18 protein-coding genes are annotated in these 23,366 nt (G+C 73.3%); 9 read left to right on the top strand and 9 right to left on the bottom strand.

What is annotated here, in order from left to right:
* The 3 genes from K7854_RS12405 to K7854_RS12415 form a co-directional block, all read left to right on the top strand.
* Positions 1-1,733 (top strand): D-alanyl-D-alanine carboxypeptidase (locus K7854_RS12405; RefSeq protein ID WP_372481024.1); only part of this gene is annotated, 1,733 nt, incomplete at its 5' end.
* 210 nt (positions 1,734-1,943) lie between these two features.
* Positions 1,944-3,821 (top strand): DUF8823 domain-containing protein, encoded by a 1,878-nt coding sequence (locus K7854_RS12410; protein ID WP_226026495.1) that lies wholly within the window; start codon positions 1,944-1,946, stop codon positions 3,819-3,821.
* 252 nt (positions 3,822-4,073) lie between these two features.
* Positions 4,074-5,657: a sodium:solute symporter family protein gene (locus K7854_RS12415; protein WP_226026496.1), complete on the top strand. Its 1,584-nt coding sequence runs from the start codon at positions 4,074-4,076 to the stop codon at positions 5,655-5,657.
* 71 nt (positions 5,658-5,728) lie between these two features.
* Here K7854_RS12415 and K7854_RS12420 read toward each other — a convergent pair whose 3' ends face one another.
* From K7854_RS12420 to K7854_RS12430, 3 genes are all read right to left on the bottom strand, one after another.
* Positions 5,729-6,139, bottom strand: a complete 411-nt coding sequence (locus K7854_RS12420; protein ID WP_226026497.1) for a VOC family protein — start codon at positions 6,137-6,139, stop codon at positions 5,729-5,731.
* Positions 6,140-6,216: 77 nt separating this feature from the next.
* On the bottom strand, positions 6,217-7,332 hold the full coding sequence (locus tag K7854_RS12425) for an ADP-ribosylglycohydrolase family protein (protein ID WP_226026498.1): 1,116 nt from the start codon (positions 7,330-7,332) through the stop codon (positions 6,217-6,219).
* A gap of 103 nt (positions 7,333-7,435) precedes the next feature.
* Positions 7,436-8,332, bottom strand: coding sequence for a LysR family transcriptional regulator (locus K7854_RS12430; RefSeq protein ID WP_226026499.1), 897 nt, complete (start codon positions 8,330-8,332; stop codon positions 7,436-7,438).
* Between the two features lie 87 nt (positions 8,333-8,419).
* Here K7854_RS12430 and K7854_RS12435 point away from each other — a divergent pair, with 87 nt between their 5' ends.
* Positions 8,420-8,770: a DoxX family protein gene (locus K7854_RS12435; RefSeq protein WP_226026500.1), complete on the top strand. Its 351-nt coding sequence runs from the start codon at positions 8,420-8,422 to the stop codon at positions 8,768-8,770.
* A 90-nt stretch (positions 8,771-8,860) separates the two neighbouring features.
* Complete coding sequence (locus K7854_RS12440; RefSeq protein ID WP_226026501.1) at positions 8,861-9,370, top strand: DUF2165 domain-containing protein; 510 nt, start codon at positions 8,861-8,863, stop codon at positions 9,368-9,370.
* Positions 9,371-9,407: 37 nt separating this feature from the next.
* Here the strand turns inward: K7854_RS12440 and K7854_RS12445 are convergent, their stop codons facing one another.
* Complete coding sequence (locus tag K7854_RS12445; protein ID WP_226026502.1) at positions 9,408-9,971, bottom strand: hypothetical protein; 564 nt, start codon at positions 9,969-9,971, stop codon at positions 9,408-9,410.
* Positions 9,972-10,066: 95 nt separating this feature from the next.
* On the bottom strand, positions 10,067-12,670 hold the full coding sequence (locus tag K7854_RS12450) for a bifunctional FO biosynthesis protein CofGH (protein ID WP_226026503.1): 2,604 nt from the start codon (positions 12,668-12,670) through the stop codon (positions 10,067-10,069).
* 185 nt (positions 12,671-12,855) lie between these two features.
* On the opposite strand from K7854_RS12450, the gene K7854_RS12455 reads away from it, so the two are divergent.
* The 4 genes from K7854_RS12455 (at position 12,856) to afsS (ending at position 18,324) form a co-directional block, all read left to right on the top strand.
* Complete coding sequence (locus K7854_RS12455; RefSeq protein WP_226026504.1) at positions 12,856-14,373, top strand: CehA/McbA family metallohydrolase; 1,518 nt, start codon at positions 12,856-12,858, stop codon at positions 14,371-14,373.
* A 70-nt stretch (positions 14,374-14,443) separates the two neighbouring features.
* Positions 14,444-14,854, top strand: coding sequence for a nitroreductase/quinone reductase family protein (locus K7854_RS12460; protein ID WP_226026505.1), 411 nt, complete (start codon positions 14,444-14,446; stop codon positions 14,852-14,854).
* Between the two features lie 102 nt (positions 14,855-14,956).
* Positions 14,957-17,932: an SARP-family global regulator AfsR gene (gene afsR, locus K7854_RS12465; protein WP_226026506.1), complete on the top strand. Its 2,976-nt coding sequence runs from the start codon at positions 14,957-14,959 to the stop codon at positions 17,930-17,932.
* A gap of 200 nt (positions 17,933-18,132) precedes the next feature.
* Positions 18,133-18,324 (top strand): regulatory protein AfsS, encoded by a 192-nt coding sequence (afsS, locus tag K7854_RS12470; protein ID WP_226026507.1) that lies wholly within the window; start codon positions 18,133-18,135, stop codon positions 18,322-18,324.
* Between the two features lie 70 nt (positions 18,325-18,394).
* On the opposite strand, the gene K7854_RS12475 is transcribed toward afsS, so the two are convergent.
* The 4 genes from K7854_RS12475 to kbpA form a co-directional block, all read right to left on the bottom strand.
* Positions 18,395-19,276 (bottom strand): aminoglycoside phosphotransferase family protein, encoded by an 882-nt coding sequence (locus tag K7854_RS12475; protein WP_226026508.1) that lies wholly within the window; start codon positions 19,274-19,276, stop codon positions 18,395-18,397.
* The gene (locus K7854_RS12480) at positions 19,273-19,815 is read right to left on the bottom strand and encodes a hypothetical protein (RefSeq protein ID WP_226026509.1); all 543 of its coding nucleotides are present in this window, start codon (positions 19,813-19,815) and stop codon (positions 19,273-19,275) included. Before K7854_RS12480 ends, K7854_RS12475 begins: the two co-directional genes overlap by 4 nt.
* 56 nt (positions 19,816-19,871) lie before the next feature.
* Positions 19,872-22,265 carry a protein serine/threonine kinase AfsK gene (gene afsK, locus K7854_RS12485; protein WP_226026510.1) on the bottom strand — a complete coding sequence of 798 codons (2,394 nt, stop codon included), beginning with the start codon at positions 22,263-22,265 and terminating at the stop codon, positions 19,872-19,874.
* 218 nt (positions 22,266-22,483) lie between these two features.
* Positions 22,484-23,278: an AfsK-binding protein KbpA gene (gene kbpA / locus K7854_RS12490; RefSeq protein WP_226026511.1), complete on the bottom strand. Its 795-nt coding sequence runs from the start codon at positions 23,276-23,278 to the stop codon at positions 22,484-22,486.
* Between the last annotated feature and the right edge of the window lie 88 nt (positions 23,279-23,366).

The raw sequence follows: 23,366 nt of genomic DNA on the forward strand, positions 1-23,366 counted from the left end.
CCGGCCCGGAGGCGGGTGCGGGGCCCGACGCGGAGTCGCGTGCGGAGGGGCCGTCCCGGCGGGCGGGCGACGACGACCGTGAACCGCCGGTCGATCAGCCCACTGCCGTGTTCAAGGCGCCGCGGATCAGCGAGCGGGGCGTGGATCAGCCGACGACCATGCTGAAGATCGGCGATGCCGCCGCCGCGGCCAAGAAGGACGCGAAGGGCGGGCAGGACGGCGACGCCGAGCGGACCAGCAAGTTCGTGGCGTTGCGGAGTCCGGACGACCCGGCGACCCGCAAGCCCCCGCGCGCCCGGGAGGCCGCCGGGGCCTCCGATACCCCCGGCGCCCCGCAGGGGCAGACGCCCCCGGCCGACGCCCCCAAGGCGTCGCAGGCGCCCCGTACCGGGGTCACCGCCGCGCGGTCGCACGTCGGGCCCGATCGGACCACTCAGCAGCCGCTGCCGCCCAAGCCGCCGCTGGACCTGCTGGCGGAGCTGACCAACACCCCGCCGCCGCCGGAGACGCCGCTGCGGACGACGGTGCGCCGGGTCAAGATCTGGACGCCGCTGGTCGTCCTGCTGCTGATCGTCTTCGGCGTCGTGCAGGCGATGCGCCCGCTGCCCGCGCCCACCCTCGACCTCACGGCGCAGGACAGCTTCACCTTCGACGGCGGCAAGCCGGAGATCCCGTGGCCGTCCAGCGGGCAGGCCGCGCTCGACGTACAGGGCATCGGCACCTTCGGCTCGTCCGGCGACCAGAAGCCGGTGCCGATCGCGAGCGTGGCCAAGGTCATGACCGCGTACGTGATCCTGCGCGACCACTCGCTGAAGAGCGGCGCCGAGGGCCCGAAGATCAAGATCGACCAGGCGGCGGAGGACCAGTCGGAGGCGGGCGACGAGTCGACCGTCCACGTCTACGAGGGCGATTCGATCTCCCAGCGCGAGGCCCTGGAGAGCATCCTGATCGCGTCCGCGAACAACGTGGCGCGGCTGCTCGCCCGCTGGGACGCGGGGTCCGAGAAGGCGTTCGTGGAGAAGATGAACGCCGCCGCGAAGGACCTCGGCATGACCAACACGACGTACACCGACCCGTCGGGGCTGAACAACACGACGGTGAGCACGGCCGTGGACCAGGTGAAGCTGGCCAAGGAGGCGATGAAGGAGCCCGCGTTCCGCGAGGTCGCCGCGATGATGTCGTACGACGACTACAAGGGGGTCAACCACTCCAACTGGAACCACCTGGTCGGCCACAACGACGTCGTCGGCATCAAGACCGGCACCACCACCTCCGCCCTCGGCAACCTCGTCTTCGCGGCGAAGAAGGAGGTCGGCGGCGAGACCCGGACCATCGTCGGTGCCGTGGTGCGTCAGCCGGCGGGCGGCGCGGACAACACCATCCTCGGTGCCGCGCTGGACTCCAGCGACAAGCTGATCCGGGCCGCGCAGGACACCCTGAAGTCCTCGACGATCCTGAAGAAGGGGACCGTCGTCGGGTACGTCGACGACGGTCTCGGCGGCCGTACGCCGGTCGTCGCCACGCAGGACGTCAAGGCCGTCGGCTGGGCCGGACTGACCGTGAAGCTGACGTTCGACGCGGACGAGGTGCCGCACACGGCGCAGGCCGGCACCAAGGTCGGCACCCTCACGGTCGGCGACGGCGGTACCAGCGGCGCGGTCAAGGTGCCGGTGGCCCTGCGGGACGACCTCGTCGAGCCCGGTCTGTCGGACAAGCTGACCCGCCTGGGCTGACGGCCCGGCCCCACCGGGCCCGCGCGACGCCCCCGCATCCCCACGCCCCCGCGGTCACCGGCCGCGGGGGCGTCGGCGTCCGCCGGGGCGCCGAAAGGCAGGAGGCAGCGGTGCGGGGCCGCGTGCTAGCGTCGCCGAACGGGGCAGTCGCCGGTCGCGGGAACGGGACACGGCCCAAAGGAGAAGACGGGACACGGGGAGTGCCTTCAGGTGGCCACTGCGGAGCCGACACGCGCCGACGACGCCGATCCGGGTTCGGGAGCCGGCCCGCGACCACGCGTACCCGCGCCCCGCAGGGACGACGGTGAGCCCCGTGGCACCGGGCTGCGGCCGTCCGCCGAGCCGGAAGCGCCCTCGGCGGTGAACGCGGCCTTCCTCGCCCTGCGCGAGCGGATGCTGCGCCATCCGGTGCTGTCCGTGACCGCCCTGGCCGGGGCGCTGCACATAGTGTGGTTCTTCACGTTCGCGAACAGCGGCGGCGACCTGGCGGCGCAGGACGCGTGGGCCGAGTTCGTCGGCCGGCACCCGGACTCGGCGTACAACCTCGCCTGGTACGGCGGTATGCACCCGGTGTCGTACAGCGTGATCTCGCCGTACCTGATGTCGGTGCTCGGCGTGCGCACCACGATGATGATCGCGGGGACGCTGTCGGCCGGGCTGCTGACGATGATCCTGATCCGCAGCCGGGTGGTCCGCAATCCGCTGTGGGCCTCGCTGGCGGGTCTGTTCGCGCTGCTGGGCAACGCGGCGTCGGGGCGGGTGACGTTCGGTCTGGGCATGATGTTCGGTCTGGGCGCGGTCGCCGCGGTGTTCTGCTGGCCGTACCGCTGGCGGCACGAGCGCTGGGCCAAGGGGCTGTGCGCGGCGCCGCTGGCCGCGCTGTCCACGATGGCCTCGCCGGTCTCGGGCCTGTTCGTGGGTCTGGTGGCGGTCGCCCTGTTCCTGCAGAAGCGCCGTCCGGGGGCCTGGGCGCTGGGCGTGGCCCCCAGCCTGGTGGTCGCGCTGTCGGCCGTGCTGTTCCCCTTCTCCGGCACCCAGCCGATGGGGTTCGGCTCGGCGGTGCTGCCGATCGTGTACGCGGCCCTGGTGTACTGGTTCGTGCCGGGCACCTGGAAGACGGTGCGGATCACGTCGGCGGTCTACGGCCTGTCCGTGCTGCTGGTCTGGCTGATCAGCTCGCAGATCGGCTCCAACATCACGCGGCTGCCGATGCTCTTCGCCGGGGTGGCGCTGGTGGCGGCGCTGCCGTTCACCGTGGTGAAGTCGCGCAAGTGGTACGCGCTGGTGGTCTCGATCGTCGGCTTCGTGGCCTGGATCGGCTTCAAGTCGGCCGACGACATCATCCACACCACGCCCGCCGCCTCCTGGGCGCGCGAGCTGGCGCCGCTCGTCAACGAGCTGCAGGAGGTCGGCGCGGAGCAGGGCCGGGTGGAGGCCGTTCCGGCGCGCTCCCACCGGGAGGCCTCGGCGCTCGCGCCCTACGTGAACCTGGCCCGCGGCTGGACCCGCCAGGCGGACATGGAGCGCAACCCGCTCTTCTACGACGACACGCTCAACTCGGCGAACTACCACGAGTGGCTGAAGCGCTGGGCGGTGCACTACGTGGTGCTGCCCAAGGACGAACCGGACGGCGACGGCGGCAAGCGCGAGCGGGAGCTGCTGCAGCGCGGCCTGCCGTACCTGAAGCAGATCTGGGGCGATGCCAACTGGCAGCTGTTCCAGGTCCTCGACCCGACGCCGCTGGCCGAGCCGGACGCCGTCGTCCGCAGCGCCGAGCAGGACGAGTGGACCATCGACGTGAAAAAGCCCGGCCGCATCCTGATCCGGATGCCGTACTCGCCGTGGCTCAGCCTGGTCGACGACGAGGGCAACAAGCTCCAGCCGCCCCAGGAGACCGAGGCCTCCGAGAACGCCCCGGAGGGCACCCCGAAGACGTACGACAACGTCAACGGCTGTCTGACGGAGACCGAGGAGACCGCCGACGGCGACGTGTGGACCACGCTGGTGGCCCCCGAGGCGGGCACGTACCGGCTGGCCTCGCCGTACGGGCTGAAGCGGGGCACGCCGTGCCCGGACGAACTGAAGTAGCCGAAGCAGCGGACCGGGCGGCTCCGTGGGCCGCCTCGGCCGGCGTTCCCGCAGGTCGGCGTTCATGTAGGTGAACACAGGTCAGTAAGCCGAACCTTTTTACTTCCTCTTGACCTTCCGCTTCCTTGTCGTGCCCGCGTCGACGCACCCACGATGAGCGGGCACTTCGCGGCCTGCCACGCCCCTACCCCGCTCGTGCGAAGTGCCAACCAGCTGAGCGGAGTTCACAAGGCGGACCCCGGAAGGGGGCACATGAACGGTCTCGACTGGTCCGTGCTCATCGGCTACTTCGCCGTCATGGTGGCGATCGGTGTCTGGTCGCACAAACGCGTCGACGACGTCAGCGACTTCTTCACGGCCGGCGGCAAGATGCCCTGGTGGCTGTCCGGCATCTCGCACCACATGTCGGGCTACAGCGCGGTGATGTTCACCGGCTACGCGGGCATCGCCTACACCTACGGCGTCACGTCCTTCGTGACGTGGTCGTTCCCGATCGCGCTCGGCATCGCCATCGGCTCCAAGCTGTTCGCGCCGCGCATCAACCGGCTGCGCTCGCGGCTGCACGTGGCCTCGCCGCTCGAGTACCTCAAGAACCGGTACAACCTGCCCACCCAGCAGGCACTGGCCTGGTCCGGGATGCTGCTGAAGATCGTGGACGTGGCCGCGAAGTGGGCGGCCATCGCCACGCTCCTGTCGGTCTTCACCGGCATCACCCTCAACCAGGGCATCCTGATCACCGGCGTCATCACGGGCATCTACTGCACGATCGGCGGCCTGTGGGCGGACGCGCTGACGGAGCTGGGCCAGTTCGTCATCCAGCTGCTGGCCGGCGTCGCGATGTTCGTGGCCGTCGTCATGAAGCTCGGCGACCACGGCGGCTTCTTCGGCGTCTGGGACGAGCCCGCCCTCCAGGGCCACGGCAAACCGCTGGTCGGCCCGTACGGGACGGTGTTCCTGCTGGCCTTCCTGTTCATCAAGCTCTTCGAGTACAACGGCGGCATGCTCAACCAGGCCCAGCGCTACATGGCCACGCGCAACGCCCATGAGGCCGCCCGGTCGGCGCGGCTGTCGGCGGTGCTGTGGCTGGTCTGGCCGCTGGTGCTGTTCTTCCCGATGTGGATGTCGCCGCTGCTGGTGGAGTCGCAGAAGGCGGACGGCTCCGACTCCTACGCCCTGATGACCGAGCAGCTGCTGCCGCACGGACTGCTCGGACTGGTCATCGTCGGCTTCTTCTCGCACACCATGGCCATGTGCTCCTCGGACGCCAACGCCATCGCGGCGGTGTTCACCCGGGACGTGGCGCCGGTGCTGTCGAAGCGGGCGCGCGGCTGGGGGCAGCGGTCCGGGCTGCTGGCGGCCCGGCTGACGACGGTGGTCTTCCTCGGCCTGTCGATGGCGGTGGCGACACAGGTCGACTCGCCGACGTTCAAGGACATCATCACCGTCGTGATCAAGTGGGTCGCCGGGCTGATGGGCCCGATCGCGATCCCGATGATGCTCGGTCTGCTGCGGCCCTTCCGCCGCTCGGGCCCGACCGCGGCGCTCACCAGCTGGGGTCTGGGCCTGGTCGCGTTCTGGCTGGTCAACTACCCGATCAACTGGAACGTGGACGGCGGAGTGCCGCTGGAGTACCAGGTCTCCGTCCCGCTGGCGGTCTCGCTGGTCCTGTACGTCCTGGTCGGCTGTCTGAAGCCGGAGGACACCCCCGAGCGGCTGGCGATCATCGAGCGCGTCAACACGGACGGGGACGGCGACGCCTCCGGCGCGGCGGCCGCCGTCCCGGCGCCCGCGGGCGGGATGGACGACGCGGTGGGCCGCAGCCGGGTGGGCGACTGAGCCCCCACCCGGCGGGCGCGGGACCGGTGTCCGGCCGGTGACCACGGCGCGTGGTCACCGGTCGGACCCGCTCAGCGCAGTTCCTGGATGCGGATCTGGTTGCCCGCCGGGTCCCGGAAGGCGCAGTCCCGGATGCCGTAGGGCTGCTCGGTCGGCTCCTGGACGATCTCGGCGTTCCCGGCGCGCACCTTCTCGAAGGTGCCGTCGAGGTCCTCGGTGGCCAGCAGGATCCACCCGTAGGTGCCCTTGGCCATCATCTCGGCGATGGTGCGGCGCTCGGCGTCGGTGATGCCGGGGTCCACGGCGGGCGGCGCGAGGAGCAGCGAGACGTCCGGCTGGCCGGCCGGTCCGACCGTGATCCAGCGCATCGTGCCGTTGCCGACGTCCTTGCGGACCTCGAAGCCGAGGACGTCCCGGTAGAAGGCCAGGGACGCCTCCGGGTCGTCGTGCGGGAGGACGGTGGTGTGAATGCTGATGTCCATGGCTGCCACGCTAGCCGCGGCCCACGGCCCCCCGCTTCTCGAAACGTGACCGTCGCCGCCGGGCCGTCCCGCATTCTCTACGCCCGCGGATAGCGCGCCAGCCAGCCGGGGGACGAGCCCGCCGGGCCGTGGAGGGCGGGGCCCTGGGTCATCTCCATGGCGAAGTCGTCGGCCAGCTCCAGGACGGTCGGGCGGCCCTCCAGTTCGGCCAGCCAGGCCGGGGGCAGGGCCGTCTCGCCGTGCAGGGCGCCGAGCAGGCCGCCGGTCAGCGCGCCGGTCGCCGCCGAGGGGCCGTCGTGGTTGACGGCGAGCCGCAGCCCGTGCCGTACGTCCTCGCCGACGAGGGCGCAGTACACGGCGGCGGCGACCAGGCCCTCCGCCGTGCCCGCGCCGATCAGCTCGGTCACCCGCGCCGGGGTCGGCAGCCCCTGCCGCACCGCGCCGAGGGCGTGCTGCAGGGCGGTCGCGACGGGTTCGTGCCCCGGCCGGGCGACGAGCAGCGCCAGGGCCCGCTGCACGGCGGCGTCCAGGCTCTCGCCGCGGGCCAGCCCGTGCACGATCACGGCGTACGCGCCCGCCGCGAGGCAGCCGGTGGGGTGGCCGTGGGTCTGCGCCGCGCACTCCACGGCGAGCTGGGCGACCAGCTGCGGCTCCCAGCCGACCAGGAGCCCGAACGGCGCCGAGCGGGCCGCCGCCTCGGGCCCGCGCTCGTCGGGGTTCTTGGGCGCCTCGGGAGTGCCCATCGTCTCGTCGCCGAGGCCGAGCAGCAGCGCGCGCGGGGCGTCCCGGCGGACGTACAGCCACTCCTCGTGGGCCAGCCAGCCGTCGTCCTTGCGCCGCAGGTCGGGCCCCCAGTCGCGCTGGGTGGCGGCCCAGCGCAGGTAGGCCCGGTGCAGGTCGGTCGGCGGGTGCCAGGCGCCGGTGTCGCGCCGCACCTGGGCACGGATCAGCCCGTCCACGGAGAACAGGGTGAGCTGGGTGAGGTGAGTAACGGCGCCGCGCCGGCCGTAGGCGGGGGCCAGGTCGGACAGCCCCTCGGCGCCGTGGGCCGTCCGGATCGCGTCGAGGGCGAGGGAGTCGACGGGCGCGCCGAGGGCGTCCCCGACGGCCACGCCGAGCAGCGTCCCGCGCACCCGGCTGCGGAAGTCCTGCTGCTCGGCACGCCCCCAGACGGCGCCGGCTGTCCCGCTCACCCGGACCTCCCCTCGGCACTGTCCACCACTGTCCGTACGTACGACGTCCAGCACTGTATGCGAACAGAAGTGGTCGGTCAGGGTCGGAACGGTGTGGAAACGTTCACGTGCCCGCGCACACCTCGCGGCAGCAGCGGACGAAGTCCTGGACGACCGGGTCGGCGTCGTCGGCGGGGGCCCAGGCGACCGCGACCCGGCTGGGGGCTACCCCGGTGACGGGACGGTGGACGACGCCGGGGCGGGTGTAGAACCGGGCCGCCGACTCGGGGGCGAGGGCGACGCCGTAGCCGTTGGCGATCGCGGTGAGCCAGTCGTCCGGGTGCTCGGTGACCGCGCCGATGCGTACGGGGTGGCCGTCGCGCTCGTCGGCGGCCAGCCAGTACGCGCGCCAGGGGCCCGTCTCGGGCGGGGCGGCGACGAAGGGCTCGTCCCACAGCTCGCGGAAGTCGATCGTCTCGCGGCCGGCCAGCGGGTGGGTCGCGGGGAGTGCCACGCAGCGGGGCTCGCTGAACAGCTCCGCCACGCGCAGCTCCTCCTGGCCGGGGAACGGCAGCCGCACCAGGGCGACGTCGACGTCGGAGTCGGCGAGCCCCGCGGACGGGTTCGACCACGAGGCCTGCCGCATCTCGGCCCGCCAGCCGGGGCGGCGCCGGGCGAACTCGGCGATGATCGCCGGCGTCGCCTCGTTGGCGGCGCTGGCGAGGAAGCCGACCCGCAGGACCCGGTCCGCCCGGCTCGCCGCGGACCTGGTCTCGCGCAGTGCCGCGGCCCACCCGGCCAGCAGGCCGGGGACCCGGGCCGCGAGCGCCCGGCCCGGCTCGGTGAGCGTCATGCCGCTGCGCGAGCGCGTGAAGAGGGGGACGCCCAGTGCGGACTCCAGCTGCCGGATCTGCTTGGTCAGCGCGGGCTGGGAGACGTACAGCCGCTGGGCGGCCCGAGTGAGGCTGCCTTCTTCCGCCACGGCCGCGAAGGACCGCAGCAGTCGGGTGTCGACATCCATTCCACCAGGTTATAGAAGCAGGTATTGGACGTCACGGCGGGCGCCGGTGAGGCTGGAACGAGAGCTACTGGAAGGAGGCGGGCCCCCGTGTACACCGCCTACGTGGTCGTCACCGTCGTGGCGATCGCCGCCAACGCCGGGATCGCCGTCGCGGACCTGCTGCGCGCCCGGTTCGTCCTCGCCAACTCGGCCGAGGTGAAGGTCCCCGCGTCGTGGCTGCCGTGGCTGGCCGCCCTCAAGGGGGCAGGAGCCGCCGGACTTCTCGTCGGCCTGCTGGGCTTCCGGCCCCTCGGTATCGCGGCCGCGGTCGGCCTGGTCCTCTTCTTCGTCGGCGCGGTCACCGCACACGTCCGCGCCCGGGTCTTCCACAACATCGCGTTCCCGGCCGGCTATCTGGCCCTGAACGCCACGGCGCTCGCCCTGGTGTCCGCCGTGTGACCCGCGGCCCGCGTCGGCGCGACGCTGCGAAGAGATCACGTTCCCGGCCCTGCCTACGCGCGCCGTCCCCGGCTTGGGGATAGTGCTGCCATGACCAACATCCCCCGCAGCACCGTTTTACTCGCCTCCACCGTGCTCACCGCGGTGCTCGCCCTCTACATCGCCCTCGTCGCCCTCGGGAACATCACCGATTTCGACAACAACCAGCAGTACGTGCGGCACGTCCTGTCGATGGACACCACGTTCAAGGACGACGACCTGATGTGGCGGGCGATCACGAGCAAGGGGCTCCAGGACACCGCCTATGTGGCGATCATCGTGTGGGAGACCGCGGCCGCGCTGGTGCTGATCTGGGCGACCTGGCTCTGGATACGCCGGCAGCACGCTCCCGCGCGGCGCTTCACCACGTACGGCACGCTCATGCTGATGCTGCTGTTCGGCGCCGGGTTCCTCGCGATCGGCGGGGAGTGGTTCGCGATGTGGCAGTCGGAGGACTGGAACGGGCTGGACGCGGCGACCCGGGTGCTCCTGTTCAGCGGTGTCGTGCTGATCGTGGCACACCTGCCGTCCGGCGAGGCGGAGGCCACGAGATCACTGTGATCTGCGAGACCACGGTGATCTACGAGACCACGGTGATCTACGAGACCACGGTGACCGTCGTGCCCGACGTGCCGAACTCCCACAGCGCGTCGCCGTCCGCCTTGGGAAGCCGTATGCCGCCCGTCTTGATTCCGTCGACGGGCGGCGGCGGCGAGGAGCCGTCCACCGCGTTGGAGAAGGCGACCCAGACGCCGTCCTCCTGGGTGAAGTACATGATCTGCTCGATCCGCACCCCGTCGGAGCCCGTCGTCGGGTCCTGGCGGCGGGAGCCGACGCTGTACTTGCCGGGGTCGGGGTCGACCGTGCCGGGCCAGACCTTGAACGACCGCCGGGTGGCGTCGCTGGCGTCGACCAGCCACACCCGGTCCTGGCCGACCGAGTAGACGACGCGCCGCCCGGTGCCGGAGCCCTCCGGCACCGGGGCCGGCGCGGTCTCCTTCGGCGTGGGGTGCGCGTCCGCCGACGCCGAGGGCTTCGGCTTCGTCGCCGCCGCGGTGGGGTGGGGGCCCTGGTCCGCCTGTACGGCCAGGACGCTCACCGCCGCTATCGCCCCCACGGTCAGTCCGGAGACCCACGCCCATGAGGGAAGTCGGGCTGGCACGGGCACGCATCTCCTCAGCTACGAGAACCCCGACACACCGGGGGCCCGATCATCGTACTGCGCGCCCCCCTGCCTCCGAAGCGTGCGTCCGCACCTCAGTCCAGCACCGGCAGCAGCTGCGGCAGGTGCCCGTCCGAGTCCCGGGCCGCCCGCTGCCGCTCCTCGGACACCGGGCCGTAGAGGGTGGTGCGCGGCTTCGCCGGGCGGCCCGCGGCGTCGGCGACCGCGATCAGGTCCTTGACCGACTTGTACGAGCCGTAGGACGAGCCGGCCATGCGGGAGATCGTCTCCTCCATGAGGGTGCCGCCCAGGTCGTTGGCGCCGGAGCGGAGCATCTCCGCCGCGCCCTCCGTGCCCAGTTTCACCCAGCTCGTCTGGATGTTGGGGATGTGCGGGTGCAGGAGCAGGCGGGCCATCGCGGTCACCGCACGGTTGTCCCGCAGGGTGGGGCCCGGCCGCGCGATGCCCGCCAGGTACACCGGCGCGTTGGTGTGGATGAAGGGGAGCGTCACGAACTCCGTGAAGCCGCCCGTGCGTTGCTGGATCGAGGCGAGCGTGCGCAGGTGGCCCAGCCAGTGGCGGGGCTGGTCGACGTGGCCGTACATCATCGTGGAGCTTGACCGGATGCCCAGCTCGTGGGCCGTCTCGATCACCTCGATCCAAGTGGCCGTGGGCAGCTTGCCCTTGGTGAGGATCCAGCGGACCTCGTCGTCGAGGATCTCCGCCGCCGTGCCCGGGATCGAGTCCAGGCCGGCCTCCTTGGCCGCGGCCAGCCACTCGCGGATCGGCATCCCGGTGCGGGTCGCGCCGTTGACGACCTCCATCGGCGAGAAGGCGTGCACGTGCATGCCCGGGACGCGCTCCTTGACCGCCCGCGCGATGTCGAAGTACGCGGTGCCGGGCAGGTCGGGGTGGATGCCGCCCTGCATGCAGACCTCCACCGCGCCCACGTCCCAGGCCTGCTGGGCGCGGTCGGCGACCTGGTCCAGGGAGAGGGTGTAGGCGTCGGCGTCGGTGCGGCGCTGGGCGAAGGCGCAGAACCGGCAGCCGGTGTAGCAGACGTTGGTGAAGTTGATGTTGCGGGTGACGATGTACGTCACGTCGTCGCCGACGACGCTCTTGCGGACGTCGTCCGCGATGGAGCACAGGGCGTCCAGCGCCGGGCCGTCGGCGTGCAGCAGGGCGAGGGCCTCGTCGTCCGTCAGCTTCGAAGGGTCGTCGGCCGCCGTGGCGAGCGCGGCGCGTACGTCGGTGCCGATGCGCTCGGGTGCCATGCCGGGGGCGGCGGCCTCGCGCAGGGCGCCCCAGTCGCCGTACACCTCGTCGAAGTCGTCGCGGCGGTCCGAGGTACGGCCCTCGGTGTCGATGGTGGCGTGCAGGTCGGTGCGGCCGCTCGCGGTGAACGCCTCGTCCGGCTCCTGCCACGGGTGTCCCTCGACCACCGCGTCCGCGCGGGCCAGCCCGGTCTCCGGGTCGGCGAGTGCGGCGACGTGCGGGCGCAGCCGCGGGTCCAGCCAGGGCTCGCCGCGCCGCACGAACTCCGGGTAGACGCAGAGGCGTTCGCGCAGCTCGAACCCGGCCGTCCGGGACTTCGCGGCGAGTTCGTCGATCTGCGGCCAGGGGCGTTCGGGGTTGACGTGGTCGATGGTGAGCGGGGAGACGCCGCCCCAGTCGTCGATGCCGGCGCCGATCAGCCGCTCGTACTCCGCGTCCACCAGGTTCGGCGGGGCCTGGAGGCAGGCGGAGGGGCCCAGGATGTGCCGGGCGACGGCGACGGTGGCGACCAGCTCGTCCAGCTCGGCGTCCGGCATGCCGCGCATCGCCGTGTCGGGCTTGGCGCGGAAGTTCTGGATGATCAGTTCCTGGATGCCGTGGTAGGCGCGGGACACCTTGCGCAGCGCGAAGAGGGACTCGGCCCGCTCCTCGTAGCTCTCGCCGATGCCGATGAGGATGCCGGAGGTGAACGGGACCGAGGAGCGCCCGGCGTCCTCCAGGACCCGCAGCCGCACGGCGGGCTCCTTGTCCGGGGAGCCGTGGTGGGGGCCGCCGGGCTCGGACCACAGGCGGGTCGCGGTGGTCTCCAGCATCATGCCCATGGAGGGCGCGACGGGCTTGAGCCGCTGGAAGTCCGTCCAGGTCATGACGCCCGGGTTGAGGTGCGGGAGCAGTCCCGTCTCCTCCAGGATGCGGATGGAGATCGCGCGGACGTAGGCGATCGTGTCGTCGTAGCCGTGCGCGTCCAGCCACTCCCTGGCCTCGGGCCAGCGCTCCTCGGGCTTGTCGCCCAGGGTGATGAGGGCTTCCTTGCAGCCGAGGGCGGCGCCCTTGCGCGCGATGTCGAGCACCTCGTCCGGGGACATGAACATCCCGTGGCCCGCCCGGCGCAGCTTGCCGGGGACGGTGACGAAGGTGCAGTAGTGGCACTTGTCCCGGCACAGCCGGGTGAGCGGGACGAAGACGCTCTTGGAGTAGGTGATGACGCCGGGGCGCCCGGCCGCCTCCAGCCCCGCGTCCCGGACCCGGGCGGCGGACGCGGTGAGGGCGTCGAGGTGTTCCCCGCGCGCCTGGAGCAGCACGGCGGCCTCGGACACGTCGAGGGCGACGCCGTCCCGGGCGCGTTTGAGGGCGCGACGCATGGAGTTCTCGGTGGGGCCGGTGGGGTCGGCGGGTCCGGTTCCGGGGGTCGCGGAAGTCGTCATCCTTCGAGCATACGAGCGGCGTGATCAAGCCGGGCGTCCCGTCCGGGCGCCCACCGCACGGTTCCCGGCCCTCAATGCGCCGAACCCCTTTCCTTGCCCGGGAGTTCACGGCTCAATACGAGGGTTGCACGCACCATCCCCTGCACCACCGATGTCATGTCACTGACGACACTGGGAGCAGCAGCATGTGCGAGGACGACCACGCAGGAATCGGCAGACGCGCGGTGTTCGTGACGGGAGCCGCCGCCGCGCTTACGTTGGGAACCGTGAGCTTCGCCTCGGCGACACCCCGCGAACAGCGGACCAGAACCGTGCGCGGCACCCTGCCGCCCGGCTCCCCCGACTTCGTGTACGTCCCGGTCGACGTCCCCCGGGGCGTGCGCGAGATCCACGTCGCCTACACCTACGACCGCCCCACCGTCCCGGCCGGCACCCAGGGCAACGCGCTCGACATCGGCCTCTTCGACGAGCGCGGCACCGAGCTGGGCGGCCGGGGCTTCCGCGGCTGGTCGGGCGGGGCGCGCACGGAGTTCTTCGTCCGCGCCGACGCCGCCACCCCCGGCTACCTGCCGGGGCCGGTGCGGGCGGGCACCTGGCACATCGCGCTCGGCCCGTACACGGTGGCCCCCCAGGGGCTGTCCTACGAGATCACGATCACGCTGACGTACGGCGAGCAGGACCAGACCCCGCGGCCGGTCTACCCGCCCGAGCGGGCCGGGGGCCGGGGCCGGGCCTGGTACCGGGGCGACTGCCACCTGCACTCCGAGTACTCCGACGGCCGCTACACCCTTGCCGAGATCGCACAGCTGGCGCGGGCGGCGGGCCTGGACTTCATCAACTCCTCCGAGCACAACACGCACTCGGCGCACGCCCACTGGGCCGAACACGCGGGGGACGACCTGCTGATCCTGCTCGGCGAGGAGGTCACGACCCGCAACGGCCACGTCGTCGCCCTCGGCACCGACCCCGGCACCTTCGTCGACTGGCGCTACCGGGCCCGCGACAACCGCTTCGGCCGCTTCGCCCGGCAGATCCGCCGCGCCGGGGGCCTGGTGGTGCCGGCCCACCCGCACGCCACCTGCATCGGCTGCAACTGGAAGTTCGGCTTCGGCGAGGCGGACGCGGTCGAGGTGTGGAACGGCGCCTACACGCCCGACGACGAGGTGGCGCTGGCCGACTGGGACGGCATGCTGGTCGCCTCGGTGCGCGAGGGGCGCGGCGGCGGCCGGGACTGGATCCCGGCGATGGGCAGCAGCGACTCGCACCGCTCCCCCGACGTGATCGGCCGCCCGCAGACCGTCGTCCTCGCCGACGACCTGACCCGCGAGGCGATCCAGGAGGGCATCCGGGCGGGCCGGTCGTACGTGGCCGAGTCGTCGAAGCTGTCCCTGTCCTTCACCGCGTCCGGCGGCCGGGGCGAACACGCCGGGATCGGCGAACGGCTGCGCGTGGACCGCGACACCCCGGTCACCGTCCGCCTGGAGGTGAGCGGCGCCCCGCGCTGCACGGTCCGCCTCGTCACCGACCAGGGCGTGCTGTTCACGAGCGAGCCGCTGCCGGTGTCCGGCGCGGGCACGGTGGAGTGGCGCACGACCGCCTCGTACGCGGCGTACGTCCGGGCGGAGGTGCGGCACGAGGCGGCGGCGGGTCCGCTGCCGGGCGCGCTGGCGGCCTTCACCAACCCGGTGTTCCTGGGGAGTTAGTCTCCAGGGGCCACCGGGCTCCGGGACCCGCCGCGGAGCCGCCGAGCCCAGACGGGAGCATGCCCGCACGATGCCGAAGCCGCCGAACCCCGAGCGGAAGTACCGGGCCGTCACGGCCTTCCAGCGGCGGCTGAACGCCGTCGTGCGCCGGCTGCCCGGCCAGACCCTCCTGGAGACCACCGGCCGCGTCTCCGGTCTCCCCCGCCGCACACCGGTCGGCGGCCGCCGGGAGGGCGACTCGTTCTGGCTGGTCTCGGAGTTCGGCGAGCGCTCGCAGTACATCCGCAACATCAAGGCCGACCCGCGGGTCCGGGTGCGCGTCCGCGGCCGCTGGTACCCGGGGACGGCCCACCTCCTGCCCGACGACGACCCGCTGGCCCGCCTGCGCCGTCTGCCCCGCTTCAACAGCATGGCGGTGCGGGCGATGGGCGTCCGGGCGGGGCACCTGACGGTACGGGTGGAGCTGGAGGGGCAGGGGTAGGGAAGACGATGAAGAACCTGTGATCGGCGTCTCCCACGGCTGACGTGGTCGGCATGAACAAGGCAAACTGACCTGGTTGCTCAGGATGTCTAGGGGGACGGCATGGACGGTGGACCGCGGGTTCCGGAGCAGCGGCGTCCCGGATTCCCGGCGGAAGGTGAGGAATCGGGCGCGCTGCGCTTCGGGGTGCTCGGGCCGGTGCGCGCCTGGCGGGGCGAGGAGACGCTGACCACCGGCTCACCCCAGCAGCGCGCGCTGCTGGCCGCCCTGCTGCTGCGCGAGGGCCGTACGGCCACGGCGGCCGAGCTGATCGACGCCCTGTGGGGCGAGGAACCGCCGTCGCAGGCGCTGGCGGCGGTGCGGACGTACGCGTCCCGGCTGCGGAAGGTCCTCGACCCCGGGGTGCTGGTCAGCGAGTCCGGCGGGTACGCCGTACGGGGCCTGGCCGAGGGGGCGCTGGACCTGGCGCGGGCCCAGGACCTGGCCGCCGGGGCGGAGAAGGCCCGGAGCGCCGGGGACCTGTGCCACGCCCGTGACCTGCTGCGCCGGGCGCTGGCCCTGTGGGACGGCGAGGTACTGGCCGGCGTGCCGGGGCCCTACGCCCAGACGCAGCGCGTCCGCCTCGACGAATGGCGGCTCCAACTCCTGGAGACCCGCCTCGACATGGACCTCGAACAGGGCTGTCACGCCGAGGCGGTCTCGGAACTGACGGCGCTCACCGCGGCCCACCCGCTGCGGGAACGCCTGCGCGAGCTGCTGATGCTGGCCCTGTACCGCAGCGGCCGCCAGGCGGAGGCGCTCGCCGTGTACGCGGACACGCGCCGGCTGCTCGCCGAGGAGCTGGGCGTCGACCCGCGCCCCGGCCTCCAGGAACTCCAGCGGCGCATCCTCCAGGCCGACCCGGGCCTGGCCGAGCCCCCGGCGCCGGCCGGGGAGACGGTGACGGCCACCGTCCGCCCGGCGCAACTCCCGGCGACGGTGCCCGACTTCACCGGCCGCGCGGCCTTCGTACGGGAGCTGAGCGACGTGCTGTCCGCGGCCTCCGGAGGGTCGGCGACGGGCCGCGTGATGGCGGTCTCGGCACTGGCCGGCATCGGCGGCGTCGGCAAGACGACCCTCGCGGTGCACGTCGCCCACCAGGCGCGGGCCGCCTTCCCGGACGGGCAGCTCTACGTCGACCTGCAGGGCGCCGGCGCCCGGCCCGCGGAGCCGGAGACGGTGCTGGGCTCCTTCCTGCGGGCCCTGGGCACGGCCGACTCGGCCATCCCCGACTCGCTGGAGGAGCGCGCCGCCCTCTACCGCTCCGTCCTGGACGGCCGCCGCGTCCTGGTCCTGCTCGACAACGCCCGTGACGCCGCCCAGGTACGGCCCCTGCTGCCCGGCACGGACGGCTGCGCGGCGCTGGTGACCGCACGGGTGCGGATGGTGGACCTCGCCGGGGCGCACCTGGTCGACCTGGACGTGATGTCCCCCGAGGAGGCGCTGGCCCTCTTCACGAAGATCGTCGGCGAGGAGCGGGTCGCCTCGGAGCGGGAGGCGGCGCTGGACGTGGTCGGCGCCTGCGGCTTCCTGCCGCTCGCCATCCGCATCGCCGCGTCCCGGCTGGCCGCCCGCCGCACGTGGACCGTGTCGGTCCTCGCGGCGAAGCTGGCGGACGAGCGACGCCGGCTGGACGAGCTGCAGGCGGGCGACCAGGCGGTCGAGGCCACCTTCGAACTGGGCTACGGCCAGCTGGAACCGGCCCAGGCCCGCGCCTTCCGCCTGCTGGGCCTGGCCGACGGCCCGGACATCTCCCTCGCGGCGGCCGCGGCGGTCCTGGACCTCCCGGCCGAGGACGCGGAGGACCTCCTGGAGTCCCTGGTCGACACCTCCCTGCTCGAATCGGCGGCCCCGGGCCGCTACCGCTTCCACGACCTGGTCCGGCTCTACGCGCGTGCGTGCGCGGAACGCGACGAGAACCCGCCGAGCGAGCGGGGGGCGGCGCTGTCCCGGCTGCTGGACTTCTACCTGGCCACGGCGGCGGGCGTGTACGCGATCGAACGGCCCGGGGACCGGCTGGTGGAGGATCTCGAGCCGACGCACTATCCGGGGCTCCGCTTCGAGGACGGTTCGAAGGCGCTGGACTGGCTGTACAGCGAGGCGGCGGCCCTGTTGTCCAGCGTCCGGCAGGCACGGAACTCGGACCGGCTGCGGCCCGCCGTCGACCTGCTCTGGGCGGCCAAGGACCTGATCGAGTCAGGTGCCAACTCCCACCAGTACGAGGCCACCGCCCGCGCCATGTGCGAGGCGACCAGGACCGCTGGGGACGCCCGCGCCGAAGGCAGGGCCCGGACGACCCTCACCAACGTCCTGCTGGTCTACGGGCGGATCCAGCAGGCCGAGGAGGAGGCGCGGCTCGCGATGGAGCTGGCGGCCTCGGCGGCCGATGCCACGGCGGTCAGCTGGGTCGCCAACGACCGCGGGCTGATCTGTCTGCACCAGGGTCACCACGCCGTCGGCAAGGCCTTCTTCGAGCAGGCCATCCGAGGGCACCGAGCTGCCGACAACAGGCTCGGCGAAGCCGTCACGCTCGCCAACCTGTCCCGGGCCTACCTGGCGCTGGGCGACGTGTCCCAAGCCGTGGACATCGCACGGCAGAGCCTGGCCGCGCATTCGCAGCTGGGCCGGCCCATGCGGCGCGCCAGCGCCCACTTCGCGCTCGGCCTGGCCCTGGCCAAGGCCGGTCGGCACGCCGAGGCGCTCGGCCAGTTCGCCGACGCCCAGGCCATCTTCGACGCCCACCGGCAGCGCCTCTGGGTGGGCAACACGCACTTCCGGATCGCCGAAGTGCACCTCGCCGCCGGTCAGTTCGCGCCCGCGGCCCAACACGCGGAACAGGCGCTCGCCCTGGGCTGCGTCGGCGGTGACCGGATGCGGGGAAACGTCGTCACCCTGCTCGGCCGGGCCCTCGCCGCCCTCGGTCAGGCGGACCGGGCAAGGGCCTGCTGGCACGAGGCGCTCACCCTCTACGAGCAGAGCGGGGCGGACGAGGCCGACGAGATCCGCGCGCTCATCTCACCCGCGCCGACGGCCCAGTGAGGGGCTGAACACGGACGTTCAGCATTCGTTTATGTCCGACCGGCACTCTGGCACCAGTCAGACCGTCGCGTCGGGGGGCAGACGGTCCGGCGGGAGCCCGACGAGCTAGTGTGCGGCTCCGAACGCCCGCCCGGTGGCCCTCGGGGGAGCTTCTGGGCGGGCGTCTCCGCTCTTCTGCCACGACCTGGAGGAACAAGCGCATGAGCGACACGATGAAGGACGCGGACGCCACCACGCAGGACAACAGCATGCCCGCGCCGCCGAAGGACGGGGCCGCGACGACGCTGGACAACAGCATGCCGAGCGAGCCCGCCAAGGGCGACGCCATCACGACGATGGACAACAGCATGCCGGCCCCGCCCGCCCTGGACCTGGACGGCGACGGCAAGTAGACCTTCCTCCACACGGGGATCGGCCGCGGCGGCGCGGAGGGGAGCCGCCGCGGCCGACGTGCGTCCGGCGTCAGCCGAGGAGGGCCTGGGTGATCTGCCGGGTGGTCTGCGCGGCGACCCGGGGACTGACGGCGGCGTAGGCGACGTGGGCGTTCAGGCCGGTGGCCAGGGCCCAGCCGCGGCCCCGCGTCCAGGTGGCGTCGTCCACGCCGAGCGCGGCGCGGAAGACGGCGCGGCTCGCCGGCGACATCAGGGTGAAGGCGATCATCAGGTCGCGGGCCGGGTCGCCCCTGCCGAGCCCCTCGAAGTCGATGACGGCACTGAGACGGCCGCCGACGGTCAGCAGGTTGCCGGTGTGGAAATCCCCGTGGAACCAGACCGGCGGGCGGTCCCAACCGGGGGCGTGCAGGGCCTCGTTCCACAGGTCCGTGAGGGCCGCCGCGTCGAACTCGCCGCCGGTGCGCGCGATCGCCTCCCGCGTCGCGCGGTCCCGCTCGGACAGGGGCCGGCCGGTGAGGTCGTCCCCGGTCGCATCCTGCGGAGCCGGGAACCGCTGCAGCGCGGTCAGGAATCCGGCCAGTTCGGCGGCGGCCCCGGCGGAGTCGGACAGCGCCTCGACGGTCGCGACCTCGCCGTCCAGCCAGCGGGAGACCGCCCACGGCCACGGATAGCCGAAGCCGGGCTCGCCGACCGCCACGGGTTCCGGGACGGCCAGCGGAAGGTGCGGGGCGAGCCGGGGAAGCCACCGGAACTCCTTGGCGGCCTGGCCGACGGCGCCCGCGTGCCGGGGCAGCCGGACGGACAGCCCGTCGCCGAGCCGGTGGATCACGTGGTCGGAACCGGCCGGCTCCAGCAGCGTCAGCGCAAGTCCCGACCACTGCGGGAACTGCGCGTCGACCAGCCGCCGGACCAGCGCCGTGTCGATGTGCGGGCCGCTGTCCGCCGGGGTCACAGCGGCGCCGTCACGGTGTGGTCCAGTTCGCAGTGGTCCGGGGCCGCGGCGCCGTCGAAGGGGACGCGGACCGCGGTCACGCCGTCCGCGGGGACGGTGACCTCCTCGCTGCCCTCGCCGAGCGTCGTGCCGTCGGCGTCCTTGAAGAGGACCGTGACGGGGAACGTGTACTCGGTGGCGTTCGGGTTGGTGACCTCGACGGTGGCCCACGCCTGGGACTCACTGGCGCAGGTGACCAGCATCAGGGTGGCGGCCTCGGCGGCGTCGGCGCCGCCGCCGCTGCCCGAGTCGTCGCCGTAGGTGTCGTCGTCGTAGTCGTGGTGACCGCTGCCGCCGTTGCCGTAGGTGTCGTCGTCCTTGTAGGCGTCGCCGCCGCCCGAGGTGGACGACGAACTGTCGTGGTCCTGGCCGGAGCTGCTGCAGCCGCCGCCCGAACCGTCGCCCCCGTGGCCGTGGCGGCCGGTCGAGAAGCCGGTCAGGCTGAGGACCACCAGCGCCGAGATCGCCGTGTACCTGAGTGCTCGCCCCCGTGTCGTCATGAAGATCACGCTAGTGCGCGGATGTCACGGACACGTCACCAGCCTGCCACGGCGCCTCACGTCGTACGGGCCGTCCCCGTGCCCTTCTCCGCGTCCAGCGCGTACACGCAGCGGTCCTTGCTGCAGGCGTACACGATGCCGTCGCGGACGACCGGGGAGCCGGTGATCTCGCCGCCGGTGGCGAGCTTCCAGCGCAGGCGGCCGTCGTCGGCCTTCAGCGTGTACAGCAGGTGGTCGGTCGAGCCGAAGTGGATGCGGCCCTCGGCGACCGCGGGCGCGCCCACGATGTCGCCGCCCGCCTGGAAGCGCCACTTGGGGGTGCCGGTGACCGCGTCCAGCGTGTAGAGGCCCTTGCCGCTGCCCACGTGGACGTGGCCCGCGGCGACCAGCACCGGGTCGGTCGAGGAGCGGGCCTCGGTGGCGATGCGCCAGCGGTCGCGGCCGTCGGTGGCGTCGAGGGCGTAGACGGTGCCGAGGTAGTCGGCCAGGTAGACGCCGCCGCCGGTGACGGCGGGGCCGGGCACGAAGGTGGGCGGGGCGAGGAAGACCGCCGGGGCCTCGAAGTGCCAGCGCACATGGCCGGAGGCGACCTCCAGGGCGAGCACCCGGGTGCCGGCCGCGACGTACACGTACCCGTCGGGGGCCTGGCTGAGCCGGACCGGGACGCCGCCGCAGGAGGCCGCGTCACCGATCGGGTACGACCATCTCTCGTCGCCGGTACGGGCGTCCAGGGCGCGCAGCCGGGCGTCCTGCCAGACGTACGCCGTGCCGTCGTGCAGCGCGGCGCCCGCCTCCGGGGACTCGAAGTCGGTCTGGGCGCCGGTGACCTCCCACAGCTTCTGCCCGGCCGAGGCCTCCCAGGCCTGGACGCCGCCGCCGCGGGTGGCCGTGAGGACGGTGCCGCGGTCGGCCTGCAGCGAGTACACCCAGGCGTCCGTCTGGACGCGCCAGAGGTCGGCGCCCTCGCGGGCGTCCAGGGCGAACAGGGTGGGTCCGTCGGAGGCGTGGATACGGCCGTCCGCGACCGCCATCGACCAGGCGACGTCCCGGGTCTTGAAGCGGCGCCGCCCGGTGGCCACGTCCAGGGCGTGCACCTCGAAGGAGGTGACGTAGACCAGCTCCCCGGCGACCCGTGGGGTGCCCCAGACGTCGTTGGACATCCGGAACCGCCAGGGGCGCCACCCGGCCGGTGAGGCCTCCGGGGGCGCCGGCGACGGGGCCGGTACGGCGGGGTCGGCGCCGTTGACGCCGGGGCGCGGGCGGGACCAGGACGCGGCGAGGGCGGATTCCGGCGGGGGCGCGGCGACGGCGGCGGCACGCATGTCGGCGACGCGCGGGCCGGGGCCGATGGGCACCGCGGCGCCGGGCAGCCGGACCGGCCCGCCGTCGGGGGCGCCGACGGGGGCGGGGACCGCCGGGCCGTGCGCGGGCGGCGCCGGTACGACGGGGTCGTGCGCGGGCGGGGGCGGCAGCGGGGGCGCGTGGGCGGGCCCGCGGGCGCCGGAGGGGCCCGGTCCGCGGCCGCCGGCCGTGGTGGCGGGCTTGGCCGGCGGGCGGCCGTTGCGGCGCCCCTCGATCAGGCCCACGGCCCGTTCGGGCAGCCACGCCGAGGCCGTACCGCTGTCGTCGGAGCCGGAGCCGAACAGGTGCGGGGCGAGCTGGGCCTGGAGGTCGGCGGGGTTGGGGCGGCCCTTGGCCTCCATCTGCATGCAGGACTCGATGAGCGGACGCAGCTCCTCGGGCAGGCCCTCCAGGTCGGGGCCCTCGCGCAGCAGCATGAACACCGTCTCGACCGGGTTGGCGCCGTGGAAGGGCGGATGTCCGGTGGCGGCGAAGACCAGCATCGAGCCGAGCGAGAAGACGTCGCTGGCCCCGGTGACGCTGCGGGAGTCCTTGGCCTGCTCCGGGGACATGTAGGCAGGGGTGCCGACGGCGACGTTCGTCATGGTCAGACGGGTGTTCGAGACGCCGGACGCGATACCGAAGTCGATCACGCGGGGGCCGTCCTCGACGACGAGGACGTTGGAGGGCTTCAGGTCGCGGTGGACCAGACCCGCGCCGTGGATCGACTGGAGCGCCTCCGCGACGCCCGCGGCCAGCCAGCGCACCGCCTGGGCCGGCAGCGGCCCGCACTCGTTCACTATCTCCTCGAGGGAGGGCGCGGGGACGTAGGCGGTGGCCAGCCACGGCACCGCGGCGCGCGGGTCGGCGTCGACCACGGCCGCCGTGTAGAAGCCCGAGACCGCGCGGGCCGCCTCCACCTCGCGGGTGAAGCGGACGCGGAACAGCTGGTCCTCCGCCAGTTCCGTACGCACCGTCTTGATCGCCACGCGCCGCCCGGACGCCGAGCGCGCGAGATAGACCAGCCCCATGCCGCCGGCGCCGAGCCGGCCCAGCACCTCGAACGGCCCGATCCGCCGCGGATCGTGCTGCGTCAGCTGATCCACCACTTGCCTGCCACCTCCCCGTACGGGCCGCGCCACCCACATATGTACGCGACCGAAGTGCAGCGTCTCACCACCGCACCTCCGTGGCGCCACGCACCCCGATTCTTCCTGTCCGGAGCGCTGGTGGCGAACCTGGCGACAATCGGGGTGTCTTGCCTGATTCCGGGCAAAGGGCCCCGCACGGTACCCTTCCCGGCCCGGTGCGGCACCGCGGCCGCCGCTCAGCGTCGCAGCAGCGCGAACGAGGCTCCCTGGTCGTCCGAGACCACGGCCACCCGCCCGTACGACGCCCCGAAGGGCGGCACCCGCACCCGGCCGCCGAGCCGGGTGACCGCGGCGATACCGGCGTCCACGTCCTCGACCAGGAAGTGGACCAGGAAGTGCGGCGGCATCTCGGCGGGGAAGACGTCCGAGACCCGGGCGCGGCCGAAGTCCGGGGAGGCGTCCGGGCCGAAGAGCGCGTCGTGGAACAGGTCGCCGTAGAAGGCGTTGGCGGCGTCCGTGTCCCGGGTGTACAGCTCGGCCCAGGCGAAGGTGCCCGGCTCGCGCCGGGGCCCGAAGCCGCCGCGGCGGCCCGGCTGCCAGAGCCCGAAGACCGCGCCGTCGGGGTCGGCGGCGAGCGCGGCGGTGCCCAGGTCGCCGACCGGGTGGGGCGGGGTGACGACCTGGCCGCCGCCCGCCCGGATCCGCGCGGCCAGGGCGGCGGCGTCCGGGGTGTGGAAGTACACGGTCCACACGGTGGGCATCCGGCCGTCGGTCTTGCGGACCAGCGCGGCGACCGGCGCACCGTCCAGGCTCGCCCGCACGGACTCCCCCGGCGCCCGGTAGGGGCTCTCCGCGGCCTCCCCCTCCTCTTCCTTCCGGAAGGTCCAGCCGAACAGCTCCCCGTAGAAACGCCTGCCCGCCTCCACGTCGGAGAGCTGTGCGTCCACCCAGCAGGGGACGCCTTCGCGACGGGCGGACGGACGGGCCGGCGACTTCGCCGATCTCTTCTCGAATGCCCCGTTTTCGGCCATGCCCTCAAAAGTAACCGCGTCACCCGCACCGCGCAGACCAGGCACACCAGCCCCTCTCCACTCCCGCACCCCATTTGCAGTCGGCCGA

The sequence above is a fragment of the Streptomyces hyderabadensis genome (assembly GCF_020404845.1).
GTDB classification, from domain to species: domain Bacteria; phylum Actinomycetota; class Actinomycetes; order Streptomycetales; family Streptomycetaceae; genus Streptomyces; species Streptomyces hyderabadensis.